General features: G+C 44.1%; 16 protein-coding genes and 1 pseudogene. 6 read left to right on the top strand and 11 right to left on the bottom strand.

Annotated elements, in window-relative coordinates; translation table 11 throughout:
- Positions 1-229: 229 nt before the first annotated feature.
- The 7 genes from DW793_RS10065 to rplU all read right to left on the bottom strand — a co-directional run bounded on the left by DW793_RS10065 (position 230) and on the right by rplU (position 5,511).
- Positions 230-1,540, bottom strand: coding sequence for a WG repeat-containing protein (locus tag DW793_RS10065; RefSeq protein WP_181988340.1), 1,311 nt, complete (start codon positions 1,538-1,540; stop codon positions 230-232).
- A 461-nt stretch (positions 1,541-2,001) separates the two neighbouring features.
- Complete coding sequence (locus tag DW793_RS10060; protein WP_038672277.1) at positions 2,002-2,745, bottom strand: YebC/PmpR family DNA-binding transcriptional regulator; 744 nt, start codon at positions 2,743-2,745, stop codon at positions 2,002-2,004.
- 23 nt (positions 2,746-2,768) lie between these two features.
- Positions 2,769-3,158: a Mini-ribonuclease 3 gene (locus tag DW793_RS10055; RefSeq protein WP_046441827.1), complete on the bottom strand. Its 390-nt coding sequence runs from the start codon at positions 3,156-3,158 to the stop codon at positions 2,769-2,771.
- A 29-nt stretch (positions 3,159-3,187) separates the two neighbouring features.
- Positions 3,188-4,465, bottom strand: a complete 1,278-nt coding sequence (gene obgE, locus DW793_RS10050; RefSeq protein WP_118157914.1) for a GTPase ObgE — start codon at positions 4,463-4,465, stop codon at positions 3,188-3,190.
- Between the two features lie 97 nt (positions 4,466-4,562).
- Positions 4,563-4,844, bottom strand: coding sequence for a 50S ribosomal protein L27 (gene rpmA, locus DW793_RS10045; protein ID WP_022288733.1), 282 nt, complete (start codon positions 4,842-4,844; stop codon positions 4,563-4,565).
- A gap of 35 nt (positions 4,845-4,879) precedes the next feature.
- Entirely contained in the window at positions 4,880-5,200 is a 321-nt protein-coding gene (locus tag DW793_RS10040) for a ribosomal-processing cysteine protease Prp (RefSeq protein WP_022288732.1), read from the bottom strand.
- Complete coding sequence (gene rplU / locus DW793_RS10035) at positions 5,200-5,511, bottom strand: 50S ribosomal protein L21 (RefSeq protein WP_022288731.1); 312 nt, start codon at positions 5,509-5,511, stop codon at positions 5,200-5,202. The genes DW793_RS10040 and rplU overlap by 1 nt, the downstream gene beginning before the upstream one ends.
- A 291-nt stretch (positions 5,512-5,802) precedes the next feature.
- On the opposite strand from rplU, the gene purB reads away from it, so the two are divergent.
- The 6 genes and pseudogenes from purB to DW793_RS10005 all read left to right on the top strand — a co-directional run bounded on the left by purB (position 5,803) and on the right by DW793_RS10005 (position 11,109).
- The gene (purB, locus tag DW793_RS10030; RefSeq protein WP_046441833.1) at positions 5,803-7,239 is read left to right on the top strand and encodes an adenylosuccinate lyase; all 1,437 of its coding nucleotides are present in this window, start codon (positions 5,803-5,805) and stop codon (positions 7,237-7,239) included.
- A 105-nt stretch (positions 7,240-7,344) separates the two neighbouring features.
- On the top strand, positions 7,345-7,575 hold the full coding sequence (locus tag DW793_RS10025; protein ID WP_022288729.1) for a hypothetical protein: 231 nt from the start codon (positions 7,345-7,347) through the stop codon (positions 7,573-7,575).
- 1 nt (position 7,576) lies between these two features.
- Positions 7,577-7,981 (top strand): DUF2085 domain-containing protein, encoded by a 405-nt coding sequence (locus DW793_RS10020; RefSeq protein WP_252969838.1) that lies wholly within the window; start codon positions 7,577-7,579, stop codon positions 7,979-7,981.
- Positions 7,971-8,588 carry a hypothetical protein gene (locus tag DW793_RS10015; protein WP_118157912.1) on the top strand — a complete coding sequence of 206 codons (618 nt, stop codon included), beginning with the start codon at positions 7,971-7,973 and terminating at the stop codon, positions 8,586-8,588. Before DW793_RS10020 ends, DW793_RS10015 begins: the two co-directional genes overlap by 11 nt.
- Before the next feature lie 36 nt (positions 8,589-8,624).
- Positions 8,625-9,728, top strand: a complete 1,104-nt coding sequence (locus tag DW793_RS10010; protein ID WP_118157910.1) for a hypothetical protein — start codon at positions 8,625-8,627, stop codon at positions 9,726-9,728.
- A 116-nt stretch (positions 9,729-9,844) separates the two neighbouring features.
- Positions 9,845-11,109, top strand: a pseudogene (locus DW793_RS10005) (PLP-dependent transferase).
- A gap of 55 nt (positions 11,110-11,164) precedes the next feature.
- On the opposite strand, the gene DW793_RS10000 reads toward DW793_RS10005, so the two are convergent.
- The 4 genes from DW793_RS10000 to DW793_RS09985 all read right to left on the bottom strand — a co-directional run bounded on the left by DW793_RS10000 (position 11,165) and on the right by DW793_RS09985 (position 17,551).
- On the bottom strand, positions 11,165-12,244 hold the full coding sequence (locus DW793_RS10000; protein WP_118157908.1) for a HAMP domain-containing sensor histidine kinase: 1,080 nt from the start codon (positions 12,242-12,244) through the stop codon (positions 11,165-11,167).
- A gap of 4 nt (positions 12,245-12,248) precedes the next feature.
- Positions 12,249-12,926 (bottom strand): response regulator transcription factor, encoded by a 678-nt coding sequence (locus DW793_RS09995; RefSeq protein WP_117859183.1) that lies wholly within the window; start codon positions 12,924-12,926, stop codon positions 12,249-12,251.
- Positions 12,927-13,856: 930 nt separating this feature from the next.
- Complete coding sequence (locus DW793_RS09990; protein ID WP_118157906.1) at positions 13,857-16,115, bottom strand: DHHW family protein; 2,259 nt, start codon at positions 16,113-16,115, stop codon at positions 13,857-13,859.
- A 14-nt stretch (positions 16,116-16,129) separates the two neighbouring features.
- Positions 16,130-17,551, bottom strand: a complete 1,422-nt coding sequence (locus DW793_RS09985) for an MBOAT family O-acyltransferase (RefSeq protein ID WP_118124643.1) — start codon at positions 17,549-17,551, stop codon at positions 16,130-16,132.
- Positions 17,552-17,642 lie beyond the last annotated feature (91 nt).

Below are 17,642 nucleotides of genomic sequence, written 5' to 3'. Positions count from 1 at the left end.
AAAAAAGGCTGCGATCTTGCCAAAAAGCAAGACAGCAGTCTTTTTTTGTGGTATAATTAAAGTATCATGAATAACCAACCACAAGAATATTATACACCATATCAATTAAAATTTCAATAGAAATTGAAAAAATAATTGAAACAACTGACCCAGTATATACATTTTGTGAAGTGATGAATCATATTGACCTGAGTAAATACCTGACGACTGAGGGCTTTCTATATTTGTATTATTGTTCAGGTGTCGGTTCAGGCTCAGGCTCAGGAGCAGGCGGATCAGTTTCCGTAACAGGCTCCGTTACTGTTTCTGTAACAGTTTCCGTGTTCGTTGACACCTCAGTGGTTTCACTTGGCTGTGTCAAAGATGGAGTAGTTTCAGTTGCTTTTTTCGTTTCTGTTGAAACCGAAGTTGTTTTGGTGGTCGTTGAAGTTGTGGTCGTGGTGATGTAGCTTGTGGTGGTCGTAGTTGTGGTGGTCTCTTCCTCTGATGAGTCCTCCTCAACAGGTGCGTCACCGAATGCTATAACGCCCCATTTTCCGGACTTCATTACCCATGCCTTGCCGTTGTGAGCAGGTCTTGCCTGATCGAACTCGCCTGGCTTTACGATACAGTTGCCGTCTATGTCATAATAACCATATGATGAATTTATGGATACCGGCAGATAATCGTCAGTGAAAAGATAAGGATGAACTGCCATCTCGTCATCTATCACCTTTCCGCAATAGGCACTCATGTCACCGTCGCACTTGAAGTCGATTATAGTTTTGCCGTCAGAACCAACATATCCCCACTTGCCTTCGTCGTTCTCGAAGGCGATGCAGGTAAGTCCTGCGCCTTTGTATGCAGGGGCATAGAAATCAGTGTACTGCATATCAAGTATAAGCTTGTCCTTTTTAGCAAGCCCGTAAAGCGGTTCGCTCACAGGAGAAATGTCATAAAAACCATTGTCAGACTTTTTCACGTCAGCTTCACATACCACAACAGCCTTTTTGCCGGTGTATTCTTCGCCCTGTTCTTCGTCAGCGTCCTTTACATAGATCTTTTCCTCATTGCTGTTCCAGTAATATTTCGGTGAGCTGTCATGATGTTCCGCTGCATAGTATACTACCTGATTTGAGCTGTCGATACTGCAATACTCATACTCATCATTCTTTTCATTTATAATATTGAAAAGCGTGACCTCTCCGCACCAGCAGGTGTAGTAATCGTCATATTCCGCAGGCACTACCATGTTTCCGCTGTAGTCTATAATGCCATACTTGCCGCTCTGTCTGATAACAGAATAGTTGGCATAAGCTGTGTTCTTTTCGTTGTTAGGGTCGACCTGACTTCCGTCAAAAGAAATGATATTATCGGCGTTTATAGTCGGCTCTATGAGCCAGCGATAAGCTTGTTTCTGTTCTGAATTTGAGTCAGCCGTATAGGAATAACCACCGGGGGCAACGTCGTCATCAGCTCCCTTTTCCCAAGGCATGGCACAGCCTGTGAGCATAGTGCCTGCAACAACGGCTGTCAGAGCAGAACAAAAGATCTTGTTCATAAGTTTCCTCCTATCATTCTCTGCTTCTTCCTTATCACCCATTATCTGTATTTTTTTATCTTTTCAGGGCGATATCTACACATACGATTATTATATACTATAACCCCTTTTATGTCAATAGCACAACTTACAAACAGCACCGCAAAGCTGCAAGGATTTTCAGCGATTTTAACACGAAAATCCCCGAAAAATCGTCGTTTAAAGCTTAAAAGGGACTGTCGCCCTGCAAGCGTCAGTCCCCCATATCTGCATGATTATTTTATGAGCTTCTCCGTCCAATTATGCGCACACATACATCTGCATACAAAAAAATAAAGGGTCAAAACAAATTGACCCTTTAAATACCTATTAAAGCGATTTTAGACGGATTCGCAACCCCTATTAAAAGAATAAATCTTTCTGATTCTATTATACCACATTATATGTAAATGTCAATAGTAAAGTGTCAGAAATCTTCCTGATTATTCTTCCTCTTCAACCGGCATATTCTCCCAGTTGTGGTAAACGTTCTGAACGTCGTCATCGTCCTCAAGATGCTCGAGAAGCAGACCCATCTTCTTGATAGCGTCCTCGTCTTCGATAGTTGTGTAGTTTGAAGGAACTTTCTCAGCCTCAGCAGAAAGTACCTTGTAACCCATTCCCTCAAGAGCTTCTCTTACAGAAGAAACCTGATTAGGGTCGCATGATATCTCGATAACATCGTCATCAACGTTAAAATCGTCAGCGCCTGCCTCAAAGCAGTCCTCCATTATCTTGTCCTCGTCAGCACCGTTGTTCTCCATAACAACAGTACCAACATCAGAGAACATGAAAGATACACAGCCTGATGTACCCATGTTTCCGCCGAACTTGTCGAAGAAGTGACGGATATCGCCTGCTGTTCTGTTCTTGTTGTCTGTAAGGCACTCAACGATAACAGCAACACCGCTTGGACCGTAGCCCTCGTATACCATTGACTCGTAGCTGTTCTTGTCGCCGTCGCCTGCTGCCTTTTTGATAATTCTATCGATATTGTCGTTAGGCACGTTGTTTGACTTAGCTTTTGCGATAAGATCTCTCAGCTTTGCGTTACCTGCAGGATCAGCACCGCCCTGCTTAACTACAACAGCGATCTCTCTGCCTATCTTTGTAAATATCTTAGCTCTTGCAGCGTCTGTTGCACCCTTTTTTCTTTTAATGTTTTCCCATTTTGAATGACCTGACATTTGATTCACTCCTTGATGTAATATTATTCATTGATGCTGCCCACAGACCATGCTGCCTCGAACAGTTCACCTATACGTTCCTCACGCCCCGTGAGATATAAAAAACCGAAAAGACATTCCAAACCTGTCGCCATGCGGTATTCCCCCACAGTGGAATGTTTTGGAGCATTTATGCCCTTTGCATTTCTGCCCCTTTTGAAAATATCCATTTCCTGTTCGTTAAGCAGCCCCTCGTCAAGCCACTTGCGAACAGCCTTTGCCTGATATTCCGCACACACCCTCTCAACAGTGAGCTTGTGCAGCTTGTCCGCAGGCATATTAGCTTCAAGGATAAGCTTTTCTCTTACCCTTATCTCGTAAACGCCGTCCCCGATAAAAGCCAGTGCCAGAGGGGAGTATTGCATAGCGTCCATATCAGAAAGCTTTTCCGTGACGCTCCCTCCTATCTGAGATATTCAAACTCAAAGTCGAATATAGAAACAGTGTCGCCCTCTTCGATACCCATTTCTTCCAGCTTGTCGATTATGCCGCTGGTCCTGAGTACGTTCTGGAAATACTGGAGGGAAGAGTAGTCGTCCATATTAGCCGTCCTGAGTATGTCAAGAAGCCAATCTGCTTCCACGAAATAAACGCCGTCCTCCACAGTAACACGGAAGTCTTTCTTTGAGATGAGCTTATCGTCAAGCTCCTCCTGAGTGAGCGGCTGAGCTTCAAACTGCTTAACAGGCGGCAGGACAGAAAGTCTTTCCCAAACGCCATACATAAGCTCTTTTGTACCCTTTGTGGTAGCGGCAGAGATCTCATAGAAGAGAAGTCCCTGATCCTCAACATAGTTTCTCAGTCTTTCTACTTGCTCAGGGGTAGCCATATCGCTCTTGTTTGCGGCAACTATCTGCGGAGCTTCCGCAAGCTCCATTGAGAAGTTTTCAAGCTCGTGATTTATCGCCTTGAAATCCTCGATAGGATCTCTGCCCTCGCTGCCTGAAACGTCAATAACGTGAACGATAAGTCTGCACCTCTCAACGTGTCTGAGAAATTCGTGACCAAGACCAACGCCCTCGCTCGCACCCTCGATAAGACCCGGGATATCCGCCATAACAAAAGATTTTCCCTCTTCTATCTTAACAACGCCAAGGACAGGCGTCAGGGTAGTGAAGTGGTAGTTGGCTATCTTTGGCTTTGCCGCTGATACAACAGAGATAAGTGTGGATTTACCCACGTTCGGGAAGCCCACAAGTCCTACGTCTGCAATAAGCTTGAGTTCAAGCATGACCTCATATTCGTCACCACTGAAACCCGGCTTTGCAAACTTCGGTATCTGCCTTGTGGAAGTGGCAAAATGAGCGTTTCCACGCCCGCCCTTGCCTCCGTGAGCGATAACAGCAGGCTCATCTGTAGAAAGGTCGGCAAGTATCCTGCCGCTCTTTATCTCTTTAACAACAGTGCCTCTAGGAACTTTCACCACAAGGTCGGGAGCATTCCTGCCTGAGCAGTTTTTGCCGCCGCCGTTCTGCCCCTTTTCGGCAACATATTTTCTCTTATATCTGAAATCTATAAGGTTTGAGATATTGTCGTCAACAACGAAAACAATATCTCCGCCCTTACCGCCGTCACCGCCGTCCGGACCGCCTGCCGCAACATATTTCTCACGGTGGAATGAAACTGCACCGTCACCGCCGTCACCGGCTTTTATATAGATCTTCGCCTGATCGACAAACATGATCAAACCTCCTTATAAATGATATTATGCGTAAATTTAGTTGTCATTAACCAACAAAAGACCCCAAGCCTAAGGCTCAGGGTCATATGTTACAAAATTAAGCCTTGGGATAAACCGAAACCTTCTTGCGGTCTCTACCGAGTCTTTCAAATCTTACAACACCGTCGCTTGTTGCGAACAGAGTATCGTCAGAACCCTTCTTAACGTTCTCGCCTGGGTGAATGTGAGTACCTCTCTGACGAACGAGGATGTTACCAGCCAGTACGAACTGACCGTCAGCTCTCTTTACGCCAAGTCTCTTTGACTCAGAATCACGTCCGTTCTTTGTAGAACCCATTCCCTTTTTATGAGCGAAAAACTGCATTGAAATCTTAATCATCTAAATTACACCTCCATAAAATGTAATCCGTCCGATCAGTTATCTCTGACCGTGACTTTGATCCTGCCTGAAAATTCCTCAGCTAGGAAATATAAATGAGTGAGAAGCCCTAAAAGAAGCTTGTCCCCCTCCTCTGAGCTGTCATTTTCAAGCCTTAATATTATTTCGTTTTCTTCCACTGCGACATCGGCCTTTATCTTAAAAGCCTCAGTGACAGTGTTAGCCGTCAACATTACAGCAGACGATACGCTTGCACAGCATACGTCCTCGCCATAATCTGCGTAACCTGCGTGACCCGTTATACGAAATCCCACAAGTCTGTCATGCTCATTTCTGAAAAAATCAGCACAGATCATTATGCGTTGATAGCTTCGATCATAACCTTAGTGTAAGGCTGTCTGTGACCGATCTTGGTCTTTTCGCCCTTCTTTGGCTTGTAAGTGAATACAGTCACCTTCTTGGACTTGCCGTTCTTGATGACCTTAGCTGTTACGGAAGCGCCGTCAACATATGGAGCGCCAACCTTGATACCGTCGTCAGCGCCAACAACCATTACCTTATCGAAAGTAACAGCGTCCTCAGCGTTTACGTCCAGCTTTTCTACGAAAACCTCATCACCAGGCTTAACCTGATACTGCTTTCCGCCTGTTTCAATTACTGCGTACATTACGAATGCACCTACCTTTAAATAAACTCGCTACGCACGGTGGTCTGCAAATACAAACACTTATGACCGTGAATATGCGGCTTTAATATCATAACATATCCGCCCCAAAAAGTCAAGCACAGCTCTGTTTCTACTTGAAAATTTACAGAAATTTAACTTTTAAAAGCTCCTTTCCTATCCATTGTTGTCCCACTGTAAACATTTCTCCTTAAACCTATTGTAAACCCGCAAAAAATATGCTATAATAAATGTGTATACATTATATAATATTACGAAAGAGGTCGAAGAACAATGACAAATTCTTATGAAAGCCCGTTTTGTACCAGATATGCAAGCAAGGAAATGCAGTTTATTTTCTCTGCTGACAAGAAGTTTACTACTTGGAGAAAGCTGTGGGTAGCCCTTGCCCGTGCTGAAATGAAGCTCGGTCTTAATGTTACTCAGGAGCAGGTAGACGAGCTTGAAGCTAACATTGATAATATAGATTATGCCGCTGCCGCTGAGCGTGAAAAGCTTGTTCGTCATGACGTTATGTCACACGTTTATGCTTATGGCCTTGTTTGTCCAAAGGCAGCAGGTATCATTCACCTTGGCGCAACTTCATGCTATGTAGGCGATAACACAGACGTTATCATCATGAGAGATGCACTTAAGGTCGTAAAGAGAAAGCTTGTTAAGGTCATCGACCAGCTTGCAAAGTTTGCCGATAAGTATAAGGCTATGCCTTGCCTTGCTTATACTCACCTCCAGCCTGCACAGCTCACAACAGTGGGCAAAAGAGCTACTCTTTGGTGCAACGAGCTTCTTATGGATCTTGAAGATCTGGATTTCAGACTTGCTAACCTCAAGCTCCTCGGCTCAAAGGGAACTACAGGCACTCAGGCTTCATTTATGGAGCTTTTCCACGGTGATACTGATAAGGTAAAAGAGCTTGAAAAGATGATAGCTGAGGAAATGGGCTTTGACGCTGTCGTTCCGGTTTCAGGTCAGACCTATTCAAGAAAAATGGACTATCAGGTATGCTCAGTTCTTGCCGGTATCGCTCAGTCTGCTATGAAGTTCTCAAACGACATAAGAATTTTGCAGTCATTCAAGGAGATCGAAGAGCCGTTCGAGAAAAATCAGATAGGCTCTTCCGCTATGGCATATAAGAGAAATCCAATGAGAGATGAGAGAATAACATCACTTGCCAGATACGTTATCTGCGACGTTCTCAACCCTGCATTCACAGCAGGTACACAGTGGTTTGAGAGAACTCTCGACGACTCTGCAAACAAGAGAATTTCCGTTGCCGAAGCCTTTCTCGGCGTTGACGCTATACTCAATATCATGCTCAATGTTACAGATCCTGACAACGGCTTGGTAGTATATGACAAGATCATCAGAAGAAGAGTTATGGCAGAGCTTCCTTTCATGGCTACCGAGAACATTATGATGGACGCTGTAGAAAAGGGCGGAAACAGACAGGAACTCCACGAGAGAATAAGAGAATATTCAATGGTAGCAGGTGCAAGAGTTAAGAAAGAGGGACTTGACAATAACCTCTGCGAGCTTATCCTCAACGACCCTATGTTCATGATAACAAAGGAAGAAATGGATAAGATAATGAAGCCTGAGAACTTTATCGGCAGATGCCCACAGCAGGTGGACGAGTTTATCGAAAATTGCGTAAAGCCTGTTGTCGAAGCAAACGGCGTGTCTGACGATGTTGCAGAAATAAACGTATAATATCAAAGGATAAAAATATTTCAGCGGGCTGATAGGTCTTTTCAGATCGTCAAGCCCCTGAATTTTATTTGATAAACACCACACAAAAGAAAGGCGGAAAACACCATGGCAGATTTTTGTACAGGCAAACGCTGCCCAAAATGTGGTGGCAGGAACTGTCAGCTTATAAGCGAAACAGACTACAGAAGCGGCAAATACGGCTTTGGAAAAGGCTGCTGCGGCTATATACTGTTCGGACTGCCAGGGCTTATCTGCGGACTTTGCGGCATGGAAAGCAAGTCAAAAACACGCTCCTATTGGGTCTGTCCTGATTGCGATTATAAGTTCAGAGCATAGCATGAGAATGAGAAAAGACCCATATGCACTGTGGCTTTATCTTATGAAGCTTGGTGCGTCGGCAGGCTGTCATCAGCGCCCCGACAGAAGCTTCTTTTTTCACGGCTGGCAGTTTCCGGTGTGCGCAAGATGTACAGGCGTGCTTGCAGGACAGCTTGTAGGCTTTCCGATAGCCATAAAGAAAAACATAACCACCCTCACGGCCGTACTCTGCTGTGAAACTACCATGCTGGATTGGTCATTGCAGTATTCAGGGGTGAAAAAGTCCACCAATAAGCGTCGGCTGGTAACAGGTCTGCTTGGTGGCTTTGGGCTTGCGGTGATTTATGTTAATATCATCAGATTTGTGATAAAAAAGATAAAAAGGGGAGAAAACGTGAGAAACGGTGATAAAAATGGAACTTGAACAATATAAAAGCAGTGCCTTTGAAATATTCGACAGACTTCTCAGAGCTATGAGAAGCCCCGAGGGCTATGTCCACCCACAATCCCTTTTGTGCTGTATAGGCTCTCTTGCAGGCTATTCCTGTCAGCAGGACGTGAGAAGGCTTTTCATGACAGAGGGAGTTCAAGAGGAGGACGTTTTCACAGTGTTCACTGATAAGTCAGGCAGAAAGTATTTCTACGGCGATATCATTGACGAAAAGCTTGTGGGCAATAACTACTCAGTGTGGTCTTTTACCGCAGGAGTGCTTAAAAAATATAACCAGCCTTTTACGGACGTTGGGAAAATGCTCCGCTACACTGCGGCAAACGCAGGGGGCGCAAGCTTTGGCAAAATAAGAAACTGCACCACAGGCGAAACTGTCCAAAGCTATATAAAGCTTCTTTGGCAACCGCTTCTGCCTATAGCACAGAAGTCAGCAGGCAGGGGAGAGCTTCACATAGTTTTCGGACTTTGCATACAAAAAGCCATGATGACCTGCAAAAGCGCAGTTTCACTTTCGGAGTGCGCAAGAATAATAATGGAGAGCGCCTTGACAGGGGCAAGGGTGGACTTCAAGGACTTGTAAGGTAAACAAAATAAAAAAAATAGGGAGAAACTTAATATGAAAAATAGCAGAAAAACAGCTGTATTGCTGGCGGCGTTGCTGTCAGTGTCACTTTGCGCCTGCGGACCTGTTGAGGAAGCCGCAGACAGCGTTTCAGAAACGAAAGATACTACTACTGCGGAAGCGGTGTCAGATACGCCCAACGGTGTGGAGGAAAGTTCGCAGACGGATGACAGTTCGCAGGTGGAAATAATTCGTGACCCTGAGCTTGTTTGTGACCTTAGCGAAATACCATATACAGCAAAATGCACCATAGAGGGCAATTTTGGTGCAGGAGCAAAGCTTTCTGATTATTATGGTATAAACGCAATGATAAACTCTGACGAGCCGCTCCTTAGTATACCTGTGAAGTATACTGACGCTGATTTCGGGGGTGGGGTCATTCGTTTTGAGTTTAGCGACAAAATAAGCGACGAGCAAAAAGCCAGTGCAGTTATAATGCAGTTTGACGAGGATAGCACGTTCACGAAACTTGAAAGTTTCGTTGACGAAAATGGCATTTCTGCGAATATCACCATGGGTGGCGTTTACATGGTCATAGACAGTTATGTTTATGATATGTTTAACGGAGGGTCGGTGGATACAGACCGTTATGATATTGAAAACGGTTTGACCATAGAACTTTCGGATTTTTCTGCCGCTTTAGAGTTGCCTGAGATAGGTGGATTTTCTGCCGCAAAGTTGGAAAAGCATGAGATAACTACAGATGATTTTGACGGCACGAGAGATGTGAAGATTGTCTATGCAAATCTTATTGACGGCAAAGTGGACGAAAAATATGACGGGTTAAATCTGTCATTGTCTTATTATCAGCGGCTTGACAAGATCACGGTCGATGATATGCTAGATATGTATGCAAAGTCGGCTGATATCAGCTCTGATGATAATGTTTGGCTTGATTATCGGGAACTTGACCTTGGCAATGGCAAGCGTGGCTGTGTTATTGCGGCTCTGGGTGAGGATCAAAGTGTGAACGTTCAGGGTATATACGAGTTTTCTGACAGCGAATATATACAATATAATGTGGTGATACCACTAAAGTATGTTTCAATGGGAGAAGATATTTTCGATTCAGCTATGAGTTTTCGCTATGCAGAATAAACGCATTTATAATGTTTGGGCGGTCTGAGGGGGCTGCTGTTTTAAACGCTTTTTGAAAAGCTTTTTATATTGGTAAAAATTTAGCGGTCGTTACCGCATTGAAAGGATTTGATTTGATTGAAGATCGAACACAATGTTTACACGAGGCTATACGCCTAAAAACGGAGAGCCAAGGGTAGTGCCTATCGTACAAAGTACAACTTATGTCTATGACTCCTCAAGAGAGATAGCCGAGGTCTTTGACGACCCTACCAAGAGCCTTATCTACTCACGCTTTGAAAACCCTACCACAGACGCAGTTGAAAAGAAAATTGCCGCTCTCGAGGGCGGTGCAGCCGCAATGTGTACATCAAGCGGACAGGCTGCCACACTTTGCTCTATCCTGAACATCTGTCAGGCAGGGGACAGCTTTATAGCTTCCACTTCTATCTATGGCGGCACCATAAACCTTTTCAGCATAACAATGAAAAGACTTGGTATAGAGTGTATCTATGTTGACCCCGACGCTACAGATGATGAGATACAGGCGGCATTCAAGGATAATACAAAGCTTGTTTTCGGTGAAACTATCGCAAACCCTGCTCTGACAGTTTTCGATATCGAGCGTTTTGCAAATATCGCCCATAAGAATGGTGTTCCTCTTATCGTTGATAATACTTTTGCTACTCCATACCTTTGCAGACCTATCGAGTGGGGCGCAGATATCGTTATCCATTCTACATCAAAGTATATGGACGGCCACGCTGTTCAGGTCGGCGGCGTTATCGTTGACAGCGGCAAGTTCGATTGGACGGGCGGAAAGTTCCCTTGCATGACCGAGCCTGACGAAAGCTATCATGGCACTATCTACACTGAAAAATATTCATTCGCACCTTATATCGTAAAAGCAAGAATGCAGCTTATGAGAGATTTCGGCTGCTATCCTGCCGCAAATTCCTCGTTCCTGCTCAATCTGGGACTTGAAACTCTCCCTGTAAGAATGAAGCAGTATTGCGAGAACGCTATAACAGTGGCAAAATTCCTCGAAAGCAATGACAAGGTAGAGTCCGTTGCATATCCCGGACTTGAAAGCGATAAGTACCATAAGCTTGCTGAAAAGTATCTCCCTCTTGGCACAGCAGGCGTTATCTCGTTCGTTATCAAGGGCGGCAGAGATACAGCGGCAAAGTTCATGGACAGCCTTAAGCTTGCTTCCAACGAAGTTCACGTTGCCGATATCCGTACTTGTATCCTCCACCCAGCCTCCGCAACACACAGACAGCTTTCAGACGAACAGCTCGTTGCCGCAGGCATAAACGGCGGAATGATAAGACTTTCCGTAGGTCTTGAAAATGTCGAGGATATCATAGACGATCTGAAGCAGGGCTTTGCGGCTATCTGATAAAATAGAAAAAGGCGGACATTTCTTTGGAAGTGTCCGTCTTTTTTTTATGATACTAAGGCCATTTGTCGTTTTGCGGGAGCGTAACAATAAAATTTGTACCCTTTCCGTATTGTGATTCTACACGGATATTGCCGTTGCACAGCTCCACGATACGCTTAACAAGTGGCAAACCAAGTCCGTTTCCCTTTGAAGCGTGCGCCCTGTCCCCTTGATAAAAACGCTCGAAAATGTGTGATATGGTCTGCTGATCCATGCCGATGCCACGGTCAGTTATCTCAGCCGTTATCACATCACCCTCTTTGAAAAGCTTTACTCTGATAGAGCTTCCCTCTGGGGAGAATTTTACGGCGTTGCCTATTATGTTCACCCACACCTGCGAAAGCATTTCCGCATTGGTGGTGTATTGTATCTCCTGCATATCAATGTCAAAGCTTATGTCCTTAGCCGTCCATTGCTTTTCCAGAAGAAGTATGCAGTTTCTTATCTGCTCGTCAAGGGAAAAGCTTGTCTTGTCAGTGATGATCTGCTGATTTTCAAGCTTTGAAAGCATAAGAATGTTCGATGAAAGATTGGTCAAACGCTTTGATTCGCTGATGATAATGTCAATGTATTCCTGCTTTTTCTCTTCTGACAGATTTTCTTTTTTTAGCTGTTTCGCAAAGCCCTGGATAGAAACGATAGGCGTTTTGAACTCGTGGGAGAAGCTGTTGATAAAATTCTCCCTGAACATCTCGATGCCCCCAAGCTCCTGCGCCATTTTGTTGTAGCTTTCTATAAGCTCGTCTATCTCGCCGTTAAAGCCCGTTACCTCTAACCTTTGAGAGAAATCTCCCTTTTCTACCCTGTGCATTGCCTTTTTTACCTCACGCACAGGTCCTACTATCTTGCTTGCTACAGCGGCAGAAATGCAAGTGCCGATTATTACAGATACCACAAGTCCCACAATAAGGAAAACAAAAGGCATTTGCAAAGGGGATAGAAAATGCAGGCATCTTTTTATGCCTATCATTATAAATCCCGTAAGAAGTCCTGCCCATATCATTATCATAAATACCGCCGAAACTATGCTGGCGTTCATGGTGTAATTTCGCCTGCGCTCTGAGCGAAGAGCAGAGATAAGATGTTTTTTCATGAGCCTATCCTTTCAGCTTGACCGCCTTGTAGCCAAGTCCTCTCACTGTCATTATCTCAAAATCGTGGTTATTCTTCAAATGCTCTCTTATGCGGTTTATGTGTACGTCCACAGTGCGCTCGTCAGTGTCTGAGGTCATATCCCAAAGCTCGTCCATAAGCTGACGGCGGGTGAATATCTTGTCGGGATAGGAAAGAAGCTTGTAAAGAAGCATGAACTCTTTCGGCGGAAGCTCTCTTATGCCCTCAGGGGTCTTGATAGTCAGTGCGTCATAGTCGAGAGTGGTGTCGCCCACAGTTATCTTGTGGTCGCTCACTATCTGCGAACGTCGTAAAAGTGCCTGAATTCGCAGAAGCATTTCCTCCTCGTCCACAGGCTTCACCATGTAATCGTCCGTACCTTTTATAAAGCCCTGCTTTTTGTCAAAAGCCGTTTCCTTAGCCGTCACCATTAATATAGGTGTCTGAAACCCAGCCTTGCGGATAGTTTCGCAAAGCTCCAAACCGTCCATACGAGGCATCATAACGTCCATTATAATAAGGTCAACGTGTTTTTCGTCCATTATTTCGAGAGCCTCTATACCGTCACGAGCCTCGATAGGTGTGTAGCCGTTGTCGCTAAGCACATCACAGGTCAGTTTGCGAGTGTTAGTATCGTCCTCCACCACAAGTATGTGAAACATTTTTACCCCTCCGTTCACTTTGCATTTTTTTATTATATCACCGTTTTATTAACGTGATATTAACGATGTCAAGACACATTTAGTTCAAAATTCCATGTTGATCCTGCACAATTTCAGTGGTATTGTCTTGTGCAAACAAATGATTTATGTTTTAATTTGGCAACATTTCTGCAATTGTTGCATTTTTTATGCAACAAAAGGGGTGCTTTTCGGGGATAAGTAGAAAGCGTTTTGATACTTGCGGGCACGTACAAGCCCTGCGACTTAGTGAAACCGAGGTGCGTTTCTGGAACAGGCTGTAGAGAACTTGTGTCAAAGCGTGGGTGTGCATTGCGGTATTTTGTGTATACGCAACCAAGGGCATAATACCCAATGTCGCACCCCGAACGCAACTTGAAAATTGAATATAAAAACGGCTAAACCCACAATCTTACGGCAACACAACAACCATGTATGGGAGCCGCGAAATTTCTGCAAAGCAGAAATTTCGCCAGCCCCTACAATTCTGAAATTATAACAAATTCTGAACACGGGCGAACGCTGTTCGCCCCTACAGTTATTTGGGCAAGTCCTACCTCCGCAAAATCGCTCCGCTCTTTGCGTATCTACATTGCGCTTAGGGCTAGAAAGGCGGTGCAGATTTAATTCTCCGATATCACTTTTATCTGATATCGGACTTCTATATGCTTTTGATACTACAATCTGCACCTTGTCGGCTTGCGCCGAATGAGGCTCTGCCTCATACTCCGCTAGGGGCTTTGCCCCTAGACCCCACAAGCCCTCTAGCGCCGGGCTTGAGCGTGCGCTTTATCTCTCGCTTCACTCGGTGCTTTATTTTACTTTATGCTTGCAATTTACTTTGGTCTGCTATGCTCATTCCTCACTCCTCACTCCTCACTCCTCACTTAACTCCACTCCTCACTTAAACTCCTACTGTATCCTAATATTATTCAAACAATCCACCTTACTAGGCGTTGAACAGCTCGTCAACGATATTGCAAACAGCAAGTCTGTGCAACCCACTTCTTTACAAAAATCAATAGCGTTTATGTCAAAATATCTGAAATCACAAACATAGATTTTTGAGAAGCCATGGGTGAAAAATGGTATCAAAGCATTTCCAAAGCTGTCTTTGAACACCACAAGCACTCTGCCATTGTCCACGCCCGTGTCTATCTCAGCTATCTCCTGATCCACGTTGAGTATCGCAGAATAGCAGTTTACGCCCTCTGCATAGTCAAAAAACAGCGTAGACTCCACAGGGTTTTTAAACTCCGTATCATAATACTTTACCGTCAGATCATCATTATTGTCAGGCTTATAGTAAATGAACTTGTCAGGATATTTCTGAAGCTCACTGTTGTAATTGCTGTAAGCATACATCGTTCCCACAAAGCCGTCTATCTCCCATTTATCGTAGGTATCAAGGTTTGGAAAATCTATTCCCGACTGATCAGCAAAAACCTGCGCCGCATAATATGCTCCCAAAGGCTGCCAGTGATGATCCGTTCTTGAGTAGATATATTCCTTTGTATGCTCAGCCAGAGAGTCATAAACATCGGTGTTGATTATTCCGTTAAGACCTGCGGCAATGTTGTCAATATTGTCTTTCTGATCTGAAACAGCGTCCTTGAGATTGTTCGGCATATAATAAGCCGCCGAAGTCGGGATAGACATATTGTATACGTTCACGCTGTCACCAAGGTCGGCTTTCCACTTGTTTATGGTGTTCGCATACTTGTCGCCGTTCTCGAAAGTGCCGTAGTAAGCACCCATTGCACGAACATTTTTGCCCTTGCCTGATACGATAACGTCGCCCTCCCACTGACCGTCGTCAAGATTGTCAGGCACGTCAACTACCTTTTCGCTTTCCGTTGATTTTTTCGTAGTTGTGCTTGTGTCGGTGGTCTTTGTATCCGCAGTGGTGGTGGTCCTCGAACCTGTAAAAGCTGTTACAGTTGTTGTTTTTGCGATCTTATCCTGATCCAGCTCTTCTTTTTCCACCGTTTTGAAATCGCCCGTTATAACAGTATCGTTGAGCTTTATTCCAAGCATATTCGTGAAATCAGAGCAGAAAGATTTAAGCTTTTCTCTGTTTGGAACAGTGTCGGTAAAATATTCGGTTATTCCGCTTGTGAAGTCACCGTCAAAATATGATGACAGCGAAAATTTCGGAAAAGTCGCAAGGTTTCTGTTTTCTGACTGTATAAAACCGCTTTCACGCTTCATCACAAGCAGTGCCGCAAACACGCCGAAAACAATAAGCAGGCAAACAACAGAATTTATAACATTAAATTCCTTCTCATAGATATTGTTTTTCTTAGCCTTTTTACGTTCCTCACGGCGTTTTTTTGCCTTTTCGATGCCTTTTCTGTAAGCTTCCTCTGCCTTAGCGTCACTTTCTTCTTTTTCCACAGGATCAGGTTTCGGCTCAGATTTAAGCTCAGCCTTTTTCTCAGCTTTCCTGACAGGCTTCTCCTCTTTCTGAGCAGGCACTCTGACATTTATTGTCGCCTCTACCCTGCTGGGCTTCTGAGCATTCTCAGGCTTTTTCTCAGGGCTTCTCTTGTCGATTATCTCGACCCTTTTTCCTGCGATAACAGGGCCTTTATCCTGTGCCGCTGCGTCATATTCCCTATAATAGCTGTCAGGTATCTTCAGCACGAAATTCTTCTTATTCGGCAGTTTTTTCACAGTTCCGTCTGCTGAAACTGCCACAGAGATCTCTTTTTTAGTGCCGTTTATGTGATTTTTCTCTTTGGAAAATGGGATAATGACCTCATTATCAGAAGCCATTTCCTCAGCATTTTTCTTCTGAGCTTTTTGTACAGACTGAGAAATTTCAACTTTTTCGGCTTTTTTCTCAACTTTTTTCAATGCTTCTTCATTATCATCATCAGTATTTAGCCATACGCTTTTCTTTGGCTTCAAAACAGGCTCGTCCGTCCAAATGCTGTGGCTGAGAGCCTTGTTTTTTCTGACTATCTTTTCCACTATCTCGTCATGGACAGTGGAGCTTTTCTCCGTTTCGTCAACTTTTGCCATGCTGACAGCTTCAGGCTTTTTCTTTTCCTCTCCTATAGGCTTTCCACCGAAAGTAACGCTGTCAAGATATTCTGTATAGGCTTCTGAAAGAGCCTTTGTATCAGGCAGTTTGAAGTCCTTTTCAAAATCTTTATTATTTGCCATACTCTTTCACCTGCCTAAAATCTGAAATACAAGAACGGATTGTTTGTTGTGTTCACAAGCAGAACGCTTGAGAGAACAAGTATCGCCGCATTGCATAGGATACCTGCTGACTGCATAAAATAGGCTGTACCCTTTGCAGAGAGCGCCTTTTCTTTGATCTTTGGTATAACAGGCATTGTGAAAAGCACTGCCACTGCAAAAAGCCAGATATTGTTCATGAAAAGGTGCTGTGTAACTGTATCGGTCAGTTTGTTTCCATTTGCTCCAACAAGTGCCTTGAAGAACGTACCCAGTGAGCCGAGGTTCTCAAAATAGAATATTCCGAAGCCTATGAAAATAACAAGCTTTGTATAGATATGTGCAAGGGGAACAGGCATTTTCTTCATGCGCTTTTTGCCAATGAGCATTTCAAAGAATATGAACATTCCATAGTAAAGTCCCCAGAAAACAAAGTTCCAGCTTGCACCGTGCCAAAGTCCTGTGCAGAACCATACAAGGAAAAGTCCTCCGTATTTTCTTCTTTTGCCGAAGATAGGGAGATAAAGCACATAATCTCTGAAAAATGAGCTAAGGGAGATATGCCACCTCTGCCAGAACTCTGAGATAGTTTTGCAGATAAAAGGATATTTAAAGTTCTCATCAAAGTGGAAGCCGAATATCCTGCCAAGACCGATAGCGATATCTGAATAGCCTGAGAAGTCAAAATAATACCACAGACCCACAAGAATTGCGCCAAGCCATGTGCCTGCCACAGAGAGGGTCTTTATATTTTCATAGCCGTTTGAAGCAGAGCCGAAAAGGGCTGTTACAATGGTGCTGAGATTATTTGCGATAATGACCTTTTTGCCAAGTCCGAGGATTATTCTTGAAAAGCCGTCGGAGATATCCTTGGCAGTGGTCTTTCTTTCGTTTATCTCCTCGCCGATAACGGAGTATCTTACGATAGGTCCTGCAACGAGCTGTGGGAACATAGATACATACAAAAGAAATCTGCCGAAGTTTTTCTGAGGCTTGACCTTGCCCCAATAGCAATCGACGGTATAGGAAATAGTCTGGAACGTATAGAAAGAGATACCGATAGGCAAAACGATATTAGGCACCGGTATGCCTAGACCGAACCAATTGTTGAGATTTTCCACAAAGAACGCCGTATACTTGAAACCGAACAGCACCCCAAGGTTAAAGACAAGCGACCATGCAAGCGCCGCTTTTGCCTGCCAGCCTTCGGGGTGTTTTTCTATCACCCGACCATTTATGTAGTCCACAAGGGAGGAAACTATGAGGATACTAACCCAGACAGGCTCGCCCCATGCGTAAAAGATAAGTGAAAACACCACCAGCACTGCATTTCTTATGGCTGTACTGCGTGTGATAAAATAGCATATCAGGCACACAGGCAGGAAAAAATACAAGAAAAATAGATCTGCAAATACCACAACAAAACTCCTAACAAAAATTGATAAAACAGCCATTGTCGGCTTATTCCGACAAAAGGCGATACACATTTAAGTATATCACTGAACAAAC

The sequence above is a fragment of the Ruminococcus sp. AM31-15AC genome (assembly GCF_003462045.1).
GTDB lineage: Bacteria > Bacillota > Clostridia > Oscillospirales > Ruminococcaceae > Hominimerdicola > Hominimerdicola aceti.
Note: the sequence above shows the minus strand (reverse complement) of the source record. Positions and strands in the feature narration are given on the sequence as shown.

Coding starts and splice junctions, on each gene's coding strand:
- DW793_RS10065 (WP_181988340.1), bottom strand. CDS start 1,540: ATGAACAAGATCTTTTGTTCTGCTCTGACAGCCGTTGTTGCAGGCACT.
- DW793_RS10060 (WP_038672277.1), bottom strand. CDS start 2,745: ATGTCAGGTCATTCAAAATGGGAAAACATTAAAAGAAAAAAGGGTGCA.
- DW793_RS10055 (WP_046441827.1), bottom strand. CDS start 3,158: ATGGACGCTATGCAATACTCCCCTCTGGCACTGGCTTTTATCGGGGAC.
- obgE (WP_118157914.1), bottom strand. CDS start 4,465: ATGTTTGTCGATCAGGCGAAGATCTATATAAAAGCCGGTGACGGCGGT.
- rpmA (WP_022288733.1), bottom strand. CDS start 4,844: ATGATTAAGATTTCAATGCAGTTTTTCGCTCATAAAAAGGGAATGGGT.
- DW793_RS10040 (WP_022288732.1), bottom strand. CDS start 5,200: ATGATCTGTGCTGATTTTTTCAGAAATGAGCATGACAGACTTGTGGGA.
- rplU (WP_022288731.1), bottom strand. CDS start 5,511: ATGTACGCAGTAATTGAAACAGGCGGAAAGCAGTATCAGGTTAAGCCT.
- purB (WP_046441833.1), top strand. CDS start 5,803: ATGACAAATTCTTATGAAAGCCCGTTTTGTACCAGATATGCAAGCAAG.
- DW793_RS10025 (WP_022288729.1), top strand. CDS start 7,345: ATGGCAGATTTTTGTACAGGCAAACGCTGCCCAAAATGTGGTGGCAGG.
- DW793_RS10020 (WP_252969838.1), top strand. CDS start 7,577: ATGAGAATGAGAAAAGACCCATATGCACTGTGGCTTTATCTTATGAAG.
- DW793_RS10015 (WP_118157912.1), top strand. CDS start 7,971: ATGGAACTTGAACAATATAAAAGCAGTGCCTTTGAAATATTCGACAGA.
- DW793_RS10010 (WP_118157910.1), top strand. CDS start 8,625: ATGAAAAATAGCAGAAAAACAGCTGTATTGCTGGCGGCGTTGCTGTCA.
- DW793_RS10000 (WP_118157908.1), bottom strand. CDS start 12,244: ATGAAAAAACATCTTATCTCTGCTCTTCGCTCAGAGCGCAGGCGAAAT.
- DW793_RS09995 (WP_117859183.1), bottom strand. CDS start 12,926: ATGTTTCACATACTTGTGGTGGAGGACGATACTAACACTCGCAAACTG.
- DW793_RS09990 (WP_118157906.1), bottom strand. CDS start 16,115: ATGGCAAATAATAAAGATTTTGAAAAGGACTTCAAACTGCCTGATACA.